A 13149-nucleotide genomic window follows, 5' to 3' on the forward strand; every position below is an offset into this window, starting at 1 on the left:
AAAAACCCTGCAATGATGCCGCTCAAGTGAACCTGTTGTCGCCGCGACAGGCACTCCCCGCCAGCGAGCCCTCATGAACCACAGCATCGACCAAAGCCATCGCGATCCGGACCTGTTCGGCCTGCTTTATGGGTTTCGTTTCCGCCCCGGCGAGCGTGGTCGGGAGATCGATTCGGCCCAGGCCCTGCAAAGCCTGCAACAACCGCAAGACGCCGACGAATTCCTCTGGCTGCACCTGAACCTGGCCCACGCGGCCTGCGAGCGCTGGATGAAGAGTCACCTGGCCTTGCCCCAGGAGTTCTTCGAAGCCCTGCACGAAGGCTCGCGCTCGACCCGTATCGAACATGTGGACTCGGCACTGCTGGCGGTGGTGAACGATGTCGTGTTCAACCTCAGCAACCTGGTGTCCTCGGACGTATCGACGTTGTGGGTGTGCGTGCACAGTCGGTTGATCATCAGCGCGCGTCTGCAACCTTTGCATTCGGTCGACAAGCTGCGCTCATCGGTCAAGGCCGGTGAGTGCTTTCGTTCCCCGCTGGAACTGCTGGTGCATCTGCTGCGCGACCAAGGCGAAGTGCTGACCCAGATCGTGCGCAAGACCAGCCTCAGCGTCGACCAGATCGAAGACCAACTGCTCTCTTCGCGACTGTCCACCAACCGCGCCGAGCTAGGTGCCCAACGCCGCGTGCTGGTGCGCCTGCAACGCCTGCTGGCCCTGGAGCCAGGCTCGTTGCTGCGCCTGCTCAACCGCCCACCGCAATGGTTGCAGAAGGAAGACGTCAAGGAGCTGCGCAAGTCGACTGAGGAGTTCGCCCTGATCATCAACGACCTCACCGCCCTGGGCGAGCGGATCAAGCTGCTGCAGGAAGAGATCGCCGCCAACCTCAACGAACAAAGCAACCGCACGCTGTTCACCCTGACGGTGGTCACGGTCCTGGCGTTGCCCATCAACATCATTGCCGGTTTTTTCGGCATGAATGTCGGCGGGGTACCGCTGGCCAGCGACCCCGAAGGCTTCTGGATCCTCGTGGCGCTGGTGGCAACCTTCACCGTGATTGCAGGCCGATGGGCGTTTCGCAAGCGGCGCGATTATTGAGAGCGTTCCTCTGCCCCCCTGCTCACTTCACGCTCGCATGAGCTTTTGTGGCGAGGGAGCTTGCTCCCGCTCGGCTGCTCAGCAGCCGTAAAAGCTGCCAACCGTTCTATTCCTGACCCACCGCGTTGAATGGCCTTGGGGCTGCTGCGCAGCCCAGCGGGAGCAAGCTCCCTCGCCACAGGTGTTAATCAGGCCCTATTGCAAACAGATCAATACCGTCAGGCACTCAACCGCGCCGTCACTTCATTCAACTGCCCCGACAACCCATGCAAATCCCGACTGGCCGCTTCGGTGCGCTGCACATTGTCGAGGTTGGTGCTGGCGATGCAGGTGATTTCAGTCAGGTTGCGCGAGATGTCTTCGGCCACGGAGGTCTGCTCTTCCGCGGCGGTGGCGATCTGGCGGTTCATGTCGCGAATCGCTTCCACCGCCTGGGTGATGCGCTCCAGCATGGCACCGGCCTGGGTCACCTGCTCGACACTTTCTTCACTGCGCGACTGCCCGCTTTCGATGGCCTGGGCCGCGTCCACCGCGCCAGTCTGCACGGTCTGGATGATCTGATTGATCTCGATGATCGATGACGCCGTGCGCTGGGCCAGGTTGCGAACCTCATCGGCGACCACCGCGAAACCGCGTCCGGCCTCACCCGCCCGTGCCGCTTCGATGGCAGCGTTGAGGGCCAGCAGGTTGGTCTGCTCGGCAATCCCGCGAATCACTTCAAGCACTTTACCGATGCGTCCGCTGTCGGTTTCCAGGCGACGGATAACCGTGGCCGTGTTGGCAATTTCGCCACGCATCCGGGTGATGGTGTGGACAGTGCCCTGCATCACTTTCTCGCCCTGCTGCGCCGATTGATCGGCATCATCGGCAGCCCGCGCCGCATCGGCGGCATGGCGGGCAACTTCCTGGGCGGTGGCGGACATCTCGTTCATGGCCGTTGCCACCTGATCGGTGCGTTCGAATTGTTCGCTGGTGCCTTGGCTCATCAGGCTGGCGATGGCATTGAGCTCACCGCTGGCACTGTCCAGTTCCGTGGCACTGCGTTGCAGGCGCGTGAAGGTTTCGGCGAGGAAATCGCGCAAGGTGTTGGCCGCCAGGGCGAGATCGCCCAGTTCGTCCTGGCGATTGCTGACGACCCGCTCGGCGAAACGGCCGTGACTCAATTGGGTCACGTATGCGATCAGGTTGCGGATGGGCTGCACCAGATTGCGGTTGACCAGCCACAGGCTGAATACCCCGATCAGCAGGCCCGAGACCAGCATCACCACAGTACCCAGCATAATGGTCCGGTCGGCCCCGGCACTGATCGACACCGATTGCTCGTTGCCCATCTGGCGCAACTCAGCCACCAGCGCACTCATCTGCTCGCTGGCAGCACGGTCGACGCCCTTGACCGCCGCATCACCGGCCGCCGCGTCAGCACCTGCCGCCACAAACGCGTCCCGGCCCTTCTGGTACGCCGAACCCAACTGACGGTGTTCGTCCCGCAGGCGTTCAATGCGCGCCTTGATTTGGGCAGGGAGGTCTTTGTGCCCGATCAACTCACCCAGAATGCCCTGGACATCGTGCTGGCGCTCTTCGAATTGCTTCCAGTACTTATCCAGGTCCGCTGGCTGCTTGCCGCGCAACAGGACGTTTTTCCATTCCTGGACCTGCACCTTGAATTGCAGGTTGGCCTCGTCGATCAACTGCGAGGCGCGCAACGGGCCATCAATCAGGTTGCGATAATTCTGGACGCCCTCGGACAGGAAATGAAAGGACGCCAGGGCGATCAACAGTATCGCCAGCAAACTGCCGCTGAGCAGAGCAAGGATCTGGGCTCTCAAGGATTTTTGTAGAAACATGGAGGGGATCTCATGGCAATAAAAAGAGCCGAGCTCACGGAGCGACACGCCCCGACCTCCATGTCCGGTATCGCGACCGAGTGCGGCGGGATATATACATGCCATCGGCACTTCAGGTGCATTCTTGATGCCTTGCCGACTATTGGTAATCCCTGTCAGCCGTCAGGAACGCTCGCCCAAGCCAGCGTAAAGCAAGATTGGTCATGACTTGTCCAGACAATCCCTTTTGTCGGCACAACGGGATTTAATAGTCTTTTTGTCATTTCTCCTGCTGTATCCTGCCCAGGCTTTGTAAAAGCGCGGATCTACCAGATCTATCAACAGACTTTGCGAGGAGCGCGATATGCACGAGATCCCTAATCTCCCCTTCCCAAGCCTGCACGACACTGAGCAGACGACCACGCTACAAGCCGGGGGGCAACCTGATGCCCAGCAACCCGAGCCCAAGCAACCCACTGAACGCCGCCAGGCCGACAGCGAAGACTGATTGACCCGCACCACCAGACCGTGTGGAAAGCGCTAAGATGCGCTTTCCACACTGCCTGAACCCGAGTGCCCCCATGAGCGATGACACCCCTCCCTTCAGCGCCCCCCAGGCCAGCCTCCTGATCGGCACCGCCGAGAAAATGGTCGATATCTGGACCCGCCTTTCCGCCGAGAAACAAGCGGCCCTGCTGGCGCGTTTCGGCAGCGAAGAGAACGCCATCGCCGCGCTGGTCACCACGCGCCTGGTCAGCGGACAGCACGACAGCTGAACCACCATTGGGCAAATAGTTTTACTTTTCTGCGTCCGGACGCCACGGTCGCCGTTATCATAAGCAGCCTATCTATCCTGCTGCTCCGTGGACCTCTTTCCCATGTCAGATTCCCCGCGCCCCCTGGCGGTCACGCTGCAAGTCGTTTCCATCGTCCTGTTCACCTTCATCGGCTACCTGAATATCGGCATTCCCCTGGCCGTGCTGCCCGGCTTCGTCCACGGCGAACTGGGTTTCGGCGCGGTGATCGCCGGGCTGGTGATCAGCGTGCAGTACCTGGCCACCCTGCTCAGTCGCCCTTACGCAGGGCGAATCATCGACAACCTGGGGAGCAAGCGCGCGGTGATGTTCGGCCTCGCCGGCTGCGGGCTGAGCGGTGTGTTCATGCTGGTGTCGGCCTGGACGCCACACCTGCCAACATTCAGCCTGATCAGCCTGTTGATCGGTCGCCTGGTGCTGGGCAGCGCGGAAAGCCTGGTGGGCTCTGGTTCGATTGGCTGGGGCATCGGCCGGGTCGGTGCAGCGAATACCGCCAAAGTGATCTCCTGGAACGGTATCGCCAGTTACGGCGCGCTGGCGATCGGTGCTCCGCTGGGGGTGTGGCTGGTCAATGCGTTGGGGCTGTGGAGCATGGGCGTCAGCATCATCTTGCTGGGTTTGCTGGGGCTGGCATTGGCCTGGCGCAAAACCGCGGCACCCATCGTCACGGGCGAGCGCCTGCCGTTCATGCACGTGCTCGGGCGTGTACTGCCCCACGGCTGCGGCCTGGCCCTGGGTTCCATCGGGTTTGGCACGATCGCGACGTTCATCACCCTGTACTACGCCACGCAGCACTGGGACAACGCCGTGCTGTGCCTGAGCCTGTTCGGCGCCAGCTTCATCGGCGCGCGTCTGCTGTTCGGCAACCTGATCAACCGTCTGGGCGGCTTTCGCGTAGCGATTGCCTGCCTGTCGGTGGAAACCCTCGGCTTGTTACTGCTCTGGCTCGCACCGGACGCCCAATGGGCCCTGGCGGGCGCGGCGTTGAGCGGTTTCGGCTTTTCCCTGGTGTTTCCGGCGCTGGGGGTGGAAGCGGTCAACCTGGTGCCAGCTTCCAGCCGTGGGGCGGCGGTGGGCGCCTATTCGCTGTTCATTGATTTATCGTTGGGGATCACCGGGCCACTGGCCGGTGCGATTGCCGCGGGTTTCGGCTTTGCCTCGATCTTTCTGTTCGCCGCCCTGGCGGCCCTGGGCGGGTTGGCACTGAGTGTCTACCTGTACCGGCAGGCGCCTCGGTACCGTGAAGCGCGGGAGAAGAATTAGAAATCCACCTTGCCGCGGCCGGCCTTGATCGAGCCGCGCTTGGTCTTGGATTCCAGGCGACGCTTTTTCGAACCCAGGGTCGGCTTGGTCGGGCGACGCTTCTTTTCGACCTTGGTGGCGCTGAGGATCAGTTCGGCCAGGCGCTCCAGCGCGTCGGCCCGGTTCTGTTCCTGCGTACGGTATTGCTGGGCCTTGATGATCAGCACACCGTCGCTGGTAATGCGGCTGTCGCGCAGGGCCAGCAACCGCTCCTTGTAGAACTCGGGCAGCGACGAGGCCGGAATGTCGAAGCGCAAATGCACGGCGCTGGAGACCTTGTTGACGTTCTGCCCCCCGGCCCCTTGTGCGCGGATGGCCGTCAGCTCGATCTCGGCGTCCGGGATGTGCACGGTGTTGGAAATGACCAGCATGGAAAGTGTCCGGTATCAGGCCCCACAGGATACCGCGAATCTCCCGGACAGCTCCCTGTGGTGAATACAAATTCCATGAACACTGCAGAACCCCTGTGGGAGCGAGCTTGCTCGCGATAGCGGCGGATCAGCAGCATTGATGTTGACTGACACACTGCTATCGCGAGCAAGCTCGCTCCCACAGGGTTACGTGCTTACTTGGCAGCCGCCGCCACCGCCAGTTCATGCCGGGCACTGCGCTTGTTCTTGATCCAATAGCACACGGCCATGAACACCACCCACACCGGAATCGCGTAGACCGAGATCTGGATGCCGGGGATCAGCAGCATCACGCCCAGGATGAACACCACGAACGCCAGGCAGATGTAGTTGCCGTACGGGTACCACAACGCCTTGAACAGCGGCGTCTGGCGGGTCTGGTTCATGTGCTGGCGGAACTTGAAGTGCGAGTAGCTGATCATCGCCCAGTTGATCACCAGGGTCGCGACCACCAGTGACATCAGCAACTCCAGCGCATGCTGCGGGACCAGGTAGTTCAACAGCACCGCCACCAGCGTGACCGCCGCCGAGGCGAGGATCGAACGCACCGGCACGCCACGCTTGTCGATCTTGGACAAGGCGTTGGGCGCATCGCCCTGCTCGGCCATGCCCAGCAACATGCGGCTGTTGCAGTAGGTGCCGCTGTTGTACACCGACAGCGCGGCGGTCAGCACCACGAAGTTGAGGATATGCGCAGCGGTGTTGCTGCCCAGCATCGAGAACACCTGCACGAACGGGCTGCCGCTGTAGGCATCGCCGGAGGCGTTAAGGGTGGTCAGCAGGCTGTCCCAAGGGGTCAGGGACAACAGCACCACGAGGGCGCCGATGTAGAAAATCAGAATCCGGTAGATCACCTGGTTGATGGCCTTGGGGATCACGGTTTTCGGTTTGTCGGCCTCTGCGGCGGTGAAACCGAGCATTTCCAGGCCACCGAAGGAGAACATGATGATCGCCATGGCCATCACCAGGCCGCTCACGCCGTTGGGGAAGAACCCTCCGTGGGACCACAGGTTGGTCACTGACGCCTGCGGGCCACCATGACCGCTGACCAGCAAATAGCTGCCCAGGGCAATCATGCCGACAATCGCCACGACCTTGATGATCGCGAACCAGAACTCCGCCTCGCCAAAGACTTTGACGTTGGCCAGGTTGATTGCATTGATCAGGATGAAAAACGCCGCCGCCGACACCCAGGTTGGAATGTCCGGGGCCCAGTAATGGATGTACTTGCCGACCGCGGTCAGCTCGGACATGCCCACCAGGATGTAGAGGATCCAGCAGTTCCAACCCGACAGGAACCCGGCGAAACCGCCCCAGTACTTATGGGCGAAGTGGCTGAAGGACCCGGCGACCGGCTCTTCGACGATCATTTCGCCCAATTGGCGCATGATCATGAAGGCGATGAAGCCGCAGATGGCGTAGCCGAGGATCATCGACGGGCCGGCTGATTTCAGCACCCCCGCCGAGCCGAGGAACAGGCCGGTGCCGATCGCGCCACCGAGGGCGATCAGTTGAATGTGTCGATTTTTCAGGCCGCGTTTCAGCTCGCCTGAATGCGTATTTTCTACAACGGTCATGCGTCACCTATTTGTTTTTATCTGTGACGAAATCGAACCCGACACGCTCGTGGCGTGGCGGAGTGAACAAGGCGGATAACCTTGAAAATGCGTGGGTACGCGAAGGGTCACAGTAAAACGCGGCGCATTGTACACCGCTGCCCCACTGCGACCAGACACCCGCGCACCCCGTCCTTCAGGTCTGCCGCGCATCTGACCCGTCCCGCCGGTTTGAAACAAGCGCTGCGAAGTGTCGGAAAAACCGTCAAACCGGCCTCTTCGGCAGCTTTTTCTTACAGCGCAGCCAAACACCGATACAAACCGGCCTGATAGGCAAAAATCGTCAGCATTTCTTTACAAACCGTAACGCAAAATTTCCACGTAGGAATTTTCTGTAAGCTGACTGCAAATTGACGGTAGCTAGCTACCTAAGTAAAAAACTACACAGCCAACTGTTTTTGAATGAGTAATTTCTTCGGCGAAAATGGAAAAAAAGTTCAAACGAAAAAAATAAAATTATTTTTTTGCAATCCAAAAAACCCTCGACTAGGTTTTCAGCGACTTGCCAAGGCATCGTGCCGACAAGTCCTGCGGTGCCGTTGCCGGCCTGTTTACACTCGCCGAATCGGGCCGTTGATTTCCGTAAAAGTCATCTAGGAGATTCACTATGCAAGCACTGGACAAAGACTTGGAAACCGAACTGCAACTGGACGAATGGTTTGAAGCCCCGACCCATGAAGCCGCTGTTGAAATGATGCAAGCCGACGCTGTCGTTCCGTTCGGCACGGCGATGTGGCCTCTGTAGGCACTGCCCGGCGGAGGCGATCCGGCCGGTCGACTCCGCCACTTTTCGCCGGTTGTCAGGGAAGTTAAATGAACTTGTCAGGGAAGAATAAGCATGGACACACAACAAGCCATCTCACATTTCCTTTACTACCTCGAACACCATCCCGCCCTGGCCGGCATCCAGCCCGCCAAGGTGTTGCTCGGTCATACCGCTGACTACGAAGCGCTGACTGGCGCCATTGCCGAACAGGCGGGCAGCGGCTCGCCCTTCCGGTTCAGCGCCATGCGCCTGGACCTCGAGTCCACGGAGCGCCTGTCCAAGGCCATTGCCGACAGCGATCTGTATATTTTCTTCTACGACTCTTCCACCCTGCCCAGCCCACGTCCCGACGGCCCGGACTTTGTCCGCGCGCTGCAAGGCGTGATGGCCGACAACTGGAAGAAATCGCTGCTGTTCAAGGACTACGGCGATTATTTCTACGACACCTTCAGCGTGATTCCCCAGCGTATCGCCGGGCTCAACAGTCACCTGATCCGGCGCATGTCCCAGGCGACGACCCTGAGTTTCCAAGATGACCACGGTTCATATTTCGACACAGCCCTGGGCGGCGTGAAGAAGTGGACCGACATCAACGGCCTCGGCAACTACGACCTGGCCCCCGGCGAAATCGCCACCCACAGCGACACCATCAATGGCCGGGTGAATTTCGTCGGCACGTTCCTGAGCACCATCCCGTTCGCACGTAAATACGGCGTGCTGCAATCGCCATTGGAGCTGTGGATCGAAGACTCCACCATTCAGAAAATCGCCACCGACGTGCCGGGCCTGGAGCACGATTTCAACAAATACCTGGACGCCAACCCGTCCAACCGCCGCATCGAGGAGCTGGGGATCGGCACCAACGAAGGGGTCAAGAGCCTGTACGCCCGCAACGCCGGTTTCGAGGAACGCCACTGCGGCCTGCACCTGGGACTGGGTGGCGGGGCCAAGGGCAGCCATCACCTGGATCTGATTTTCGAGAAGGGGATGTTGGCGCTGGATAATGAGCCGATGTTTGATGGGCGGTTTGTGCTTTAGGGGCAACCTTGGGGGGAGTGGTGGGCCTGCTGGCCTCTTCGCGAGCAAGCCCGCTCCCACACTGGATCGCCGGTGATCACAAATGCTATGTCCACTGAAGATCAAATGTGGGAGCGGGCTTGCTCGCGAAGACGGATTCAAAGGCACTGCATCACTAAAGCCAGACAAAAAAAACGCCAACCCAACGGTTGGCGTTTTTTCTTGCAGCTTGCAGCTAGAAACTCACCGCGATCTCACTCCGGCTTACGACGCCCAAACCCCGGACGCTGTCCCGAACCTGCCGGTGCACCACGGCGCTTGCCCGATGGCGTGTCGCGGTCGGCCAGGACGATTCCCGGACGCTTTTTCGGTGCCGGCTTGGCCGGACGCTTGGTGTCGGCCGGGCGATCGGCGACTGGCGTACCGCGACCCGCTGGGGCACCGCGACCTTCACCGCGCTCGGTCCGACCATTGGCCGGACGCGGCGTACGTGGGCCACGCTCACCGTCCTGACGAGGCGCAGGCTTGCGAGCCGGGCGCTCGCCTTCGATCTGCGGCTCGCGGGAAGGACGCGGGCCAGTCGGCGCACCTTCAGCCGCCGGACGCAGCGTACGCACGCGCTCGGTCTTGCCCATCGGACGCGAGGATTTACGCTGCATCCGCTCCAGCTTGTCCTTGCTCTTGGCGGTCATCTGCGGCATTGCCACCGGCTTGAGACCCACTTCGGCGGCGAGGATGTCGACTTCGTACTGGCTCATTTCACGCCAGCGGCCCATGGGCAGGTCGGAGTTGAGGAACACCGGGCCGAAACGCACGCGCTTCAGGCGGCTGACTACCAGCCCTTGGGATTCCCACAAACGCCGCACTTCACGGTTACGGCCTTCCATCACCACGCAGTGATACCAGTGGTTGAAGCCTTCACCGCCGGGCGCCTGCTTGATGTCGGTGAAACGCGCCGGGCCGTCTTCCAGCACAACACCGGCCTTGAGGCGCTCGATCATTTCGTCGTCGACTTCGCCACGCACACGCACGGCGTATTCGCGGTCCATCTCGTAGGACGGGTGCATCAAACGGTTGGCCAGCTCACCGTCGGTGGTGAACATCAGCAAACCGGTGGTGTTGATGTCCAGGCGACCGATGTTGATCCAGCGGCCTTCTTTCGGACGCGGCATCTTGTCGAACACGGTCGGGCGACCTTCCGGGTCGTCACGGGTGCAGATTTCGCCGTCGGGTTTGTTGTACATGATCACGCGGCGCACCGTTTCGGCGGCCTCTTCGCGCTTGATCACCTTGCCATCGATGGTGATGGCGTCGTGCATGTCGACACGCAGGCCCAAGGTGGCATCTTTGCCGTTGACCTTGATCCGGCCCTGGGTGATCCAGGCTTCCACGTCGCGGCGCGAACCGACGCCGATACGGGCGAGGACTTTTTGCAGCTTCTCGCCTGCTGGGCCGATTTCCTGGCTGTCGTTCTGGTCTTGGTCTTTCATTCTGGGCACCTCCCGGTGTGGTCGAGCCAGGCTTGGCCTGACGCTTTGAAAACGGGTCTTCGACGAAGGGATCGCCAAAGGGTCGCGAATCATACGCCTGTTGAGGCGATTGCGCATCAGAGACTAGCTGATCGACGAACCTTCAGCGCTTTTTCCGCCGACCGGTGATGCACAGTATTCATGCGGGAACGAGCCTGCGCGCGATTGCTAATGTTGGCTGTCAGACCGCTATCGCGAGCAAGCTCGCTCCCACAGTGGATCTGCGGTGGTCACAGGAACCCGGTGCCCCCAATTCCCTGTGGGAGCGAGCTTGCTCGCGATAGCGGTGGTCCGGTCACTGAAAGGTTGTGGCGGTCGGCAATGCTTTCCAGAAAATCGGGTCAATCGTCGAACTGACGCCGTTCGTTCTCGATCGCCTCGGCCAGGGCACGGGCTTCGGCTTCTTCATCGCTGAGCTCAGGGTCGCGTGGTTCGAGGGCGGCGACGGCGGCCAGCAGTTTTTCCCGGGCCGCGGCTACGCCAAGAATGTCTTCTTCGGGTTCGGGGTCAGGTTCGGCCTGAAGTCCAACTTCGCTGCCCGGTTGCGCGGGTTCATCCATTTCGCTTTCAGACCCCGGCCCCTCACGCAGCAGATCGTCGAAATCGGTCTTCAAGCCCTCCTCCATGGTGTCCAGTTCCAACAACAACGAGTGGAAACTGGTCTCTTCCTTCGGCTCCTCAGGCTCGGCGCTGGCGTCGGCCAATTCCTGCAGGCCCTGGGGTACCGGGGCGTCGTCGAACTCCAGCATCGGTTCGGGTTCCAGCTCCCGCAGTTCGGCCAGCGGCGGCAGGTCATCCAGGTTCTTCAGGTTGAAGTGATCGAGAAAGGCCTTGGTGGTGGCGAACATCGCGGGTTTGCCCGGCACATCGCGATAGCCAACGACGCGGATCCACTCGCGCTCCAGCAACGTCTTGACGATATGGCTGTTGACCGCCACGCCCCGTACATCCTCGATCTCGCCCCGGGTGATCGGTTGGCGATAGGCGATCAACGCCATGGTTTCAAGCATGGCGCGGGAGTAGCGCTGCGGCCGCTCCTCCCACAGGCGCCCGACCCAGGGCGCGAACTTCTCGCGGATCTGCAGGCGATAACCGGACGCCACTTCCTTGAGTTCGAACGCCCGCCCCTCGCAGGACTTGCCCAACAGCGTCAGGGCTTTCTTGAACACGGCCGGCTCGGGCCGCTCGCCTTCTTCGAAGAGTTCGAACAGGCGCTCCATCGATTGCGGCTTTCCCGAGGCCAACAGGAAAGCTTCAAGCAAGGGGGCCAGCTCGCGGGGTTCAGTCAGATTCATTGATTTGCTCGTTATTCGGCTCGTGCCCGCACGTGGATCGCTGCGAACGGCTCATTCTGCACCAGCTCGACCAAGGATTCCTTGACCAATTCCAGGACCGCCATAAACGTCACCACCACCCCCAACCGCCCTTCCTCGGCGGTGAACAGCTCGACAAACGGCACGAAGCCGCCGCCCTTGAGCCGCTCCAGCACATCGCTCATGCGCTCGCGGGTGGACAGCGCTTCGCGGCTGACCTGGTGACTTTCAAACATATCGCCTCGGCGCAGGACCTCGGCCATGGACATCAATAGCTCTTCCAGGCTCACATCCGGCAGCAACTTGCGCGCCCGCGCTTGCGGCGCATCGAGCTTGGGTACCACCACATCGCGCCCCACCCGGTTCAAGCCATCGAGGCCTTCGGCCGCGACCTTGAAGCGTTCGTACTCCTGCAAGCGGCGGATCAACTCGGCCCGCGGATCGTCCTCTTCCTCTTCGACCTCGGCCGAGCGCGGCAGCAGCATCCGCGACTTGATCTCGGCGAGCATGGCCGCCATCACCAGGTACTCGGCCGCCAGTTCCAGGCGCACCGACTGCATCAACTCGACATAACCCATGTACTGGCGGGTGATTTCCGCCACGGGGATGTCGAGGATATTGATGTTCTGTTTGCGGATCAGGTACAGCAGCAGGTCAAGCGGGCCCTCGAAGGCTTCGAGGAACACTTCCAGCGCATCCGGGGGAATGTACAGGTCCAGGGGCATTTCCATGACCGCCTGGCCATAGACCATGGCGAACGGCAACTCCTGCTGCGCGCCGGCCTGGCTGTCGACATTGTCCACGGCGGTTTCCACGGCGGACATTCAGGCCTCGACCATGAACGGCGTCGGATCGCCGCAACCGACGCGCACCACCTGGGGCTCGCCATCGGCCAGGTTGATCACCGTGGACGCCGACATGCCGCCGAAACCGCCGTCGATGATCAGGTCCACCTGATGCTCGAGGATCTGGCGCATCTCATAGGGATCGGTCAACGGCTCGGTCTCGCCGGGCATGATCAGCGTCACGCTCATCAGCGGCTCACCCAGTTCCGCCAGCAGCGCCAGGGCGATGGGATGGCTCGGCACCCGCAGGCCGATGGTGCGTTTTTTCGGGTGCAGCAACAGCCGCGGGACTTCCCGCGTGGCATTGAGAATGAAGGTGTACGGCCCCGGCAAATGGGCCTTGAGCAAGCGGAAGGTGCCGGTGTCGATCTTGGCGAACAGGCCCAACTGCGAAAGATCGCTGCAGATCAGCGCGAAATTGTGCTTGTCGTCCAGTTGACGCAGGCGTCTGACACGCTCCACGGCATTCTTGTCGCCGATCTGGCAACCGATGGCGTAGGACGAGTCGGTGGGATAGACCACTACGCCACCACCACGAATGATTTCCACGGCCTGTTTGATCAGGCGCGCTTGCGGGTTTTCCGGATGAATCTGGAAAAATTGACTCACGTGTTCTA

Annotated in this window: 13 protein-coding genes; 6 read left to right on the forward strand and 7 right to left on the reverse strand. The window is 61.1% G+C overall.

Annotated elements, in window-relative coordinates; genetic code table 11:
• The first annotated feature begins 73 nt into the window (after positions 1–73).
• A complete protein-coding gene (locus tag AC515T_RS22115) occupies positions 74–1096 on the forward strand; it encodes a transporter (protein ID WP_496530025.1) in 1023 nt (340 codons plus the stop codon).
• A gap of 218 nt (positions 1097–1314) precedes the next feature.
• Here the strand turns inward: AC515T_RS22115 and AC515T_RS22120 are convergent, their stop codons facing one another.
• Complete coding sequence (locus tag AC515T_RS22120) at positions 1315–2940, reverse strand: methyl-accepting chemotaxis protein (RefSeq protein WP_496530026.1); 1626 nt, start codon at positions 2938–2940, stop codon at positions 1315–1317.
• 343 nt (positions 2941–3283) lie between these two features.
• Between AC515T_RS22120 and AC515T_RS22125 the strand changes: the two genes are divergently transcribed.
• From AC515T_RS22125 to AC515T_RS22135, 3 genes are all read left to right on the forward strand, one after another.
• Entirely contained in the window at positions 3284–3427 is a 144-nt protein-coding gene (locus AC515T_RS22125; RefSeq protein WP_496530027.1) for a hypothetical protein, read from the forward strand.
• 37 nt (positions 3428–3464) lie between these two features.
• Positions 3465–3695: a hypothetical protein gene (locus AC515T_RS22130; protein ID WP_496530028.1), complete on the forward strand. Its 231-nt coding sequence runs from the start codon at positions 3465–3467 to the stop codon at positions 3693–3695.
• A 102-nt stretch (positions 3696–3797) separates the two neighbouring features.
• Positions 3798–4997 carry an MFS transporter gene (locus AC515T_RS22135; RefSeq protein ID WP_496530029.1) on the forward strand — a complete coding sequence of 400 codons (1200 nt, stop codon included), beginning with the start codon at positions 3798–3800 and terminating at the stop codon, positions 4995–4997.
• On the opposite strand, the gene arfB is transcribed toward AC515T_RS22135, so the two are convergent.
• On the reverse strand, positions 4994–5407 hold the full coding sequence (arfB, locus tag AC515T_RS22140; protein WP_496530030.1) for an alternative ribosome rescue aminoacyl-tRNA hydrolase ArfB: 414 nt from the start codon (positions 5405–5407) through the stop codon (positions 4994–4996). The two genes, AC515T_RS22135 and arfB, sit on opposite strands and share 4 nt — an antisense overlap.
• 194 nt (positions 5408–5601) lie before the next feature.
• Entirely contained in the window at positions 5602–7023 is a 1422-nt protein-coding gene (locus AC515T_RS22145) for an amino acid permease (RefSeq protein ID WP_496530031.1), read from the reverse strand.
• Positions 7024–7669: 646 nt separating this feature from the next.
• Here AC515T_RS22145 and AC515T_RS22150 point away from each other — a divergent pair.
• The gene (locus AC515T_RS22150; RefSeq protein ID WP_003178782.1) at positions 7670–7807 is read left to right on the forward strand and encodes a hypothetical protein; all 138 of its coding nucleotides are present in this window, start codon (positions 7670–7672) and stop codon (positions 7805–7807) included.
• A gap of 93 nt (positions 7808–7900) precedes the next feature.
• Positions 7901–8866 carry a leucyl aminopeptidase gene (locus AC515T_RS22155; protein WP_496530032.1) on the forward strand — a complete coding sequence of 322 codons (966 nt, stop codon included), beginning with the start codon at positions 7901–7903 and terminating at the stop codon, positions 8864–8866.
• A gap of 233 nt (positions 8867–9099) precedes the next feature.
• On the opposite strand, the gene rluB is transcribed toward AC515T_RS22155, so the two are convergent.
• From rluB to AC515T_RS22175, 4 genes are all read right to left on the reverse strand, one after another.
• Positions 9100–10335, reverse strand: coding sequence for a 23S rRNA pseudouridine(2605) synthase RluB (gene rluB / locus AC515T_RS22160; RefSeq protein WP_496530033.1), 1236 nt, complete (start codon positions 10333–10335; stop codon positions 9100–9102).
• 380 nt (positions 10336–10715) lie between these two features.
• Positions 10716–11669 (reverse strand): SMC-Scp complex subunit ScpB, encoded by a 954-nt coding sequence (gene scpB / locus AC515T_RS22165; RefSeq protein WP_496530034.1) that lies wholly within the window; start codon positions 11667–11669, stop codon positions 10716–10718.
• Positions 11670–11680: 11 nt separating this feature from the next.
• Positions 11681–12511 (reverse strand): segregation and condensation protein A, encoded by an 831-nt coding sequence (locus AC515T_RS22170; protein ID WP_496530035.1) that lies wholly within the window; start codon positions 12509–12511, stop codon positions 11681–11683.
• Positions 12512–13141 (reverse strand): L-threonylcarbamoyladenylate synthase, encoded by a 630-nt coding sequence (locus tag AC515T_RS22175; RefSeq protein ID WP_053124883.1) that lies wholly within the window; start codon positions 13139–13141, stop codon positions 12512–12514. It lies immediately after the preceding gene.
• Positions 13142–13149: the final 8 nt, after the last annotated feature.

This window comes from Pseudomonas sp. FSO-7 (genome assembly GCF_059579345.1).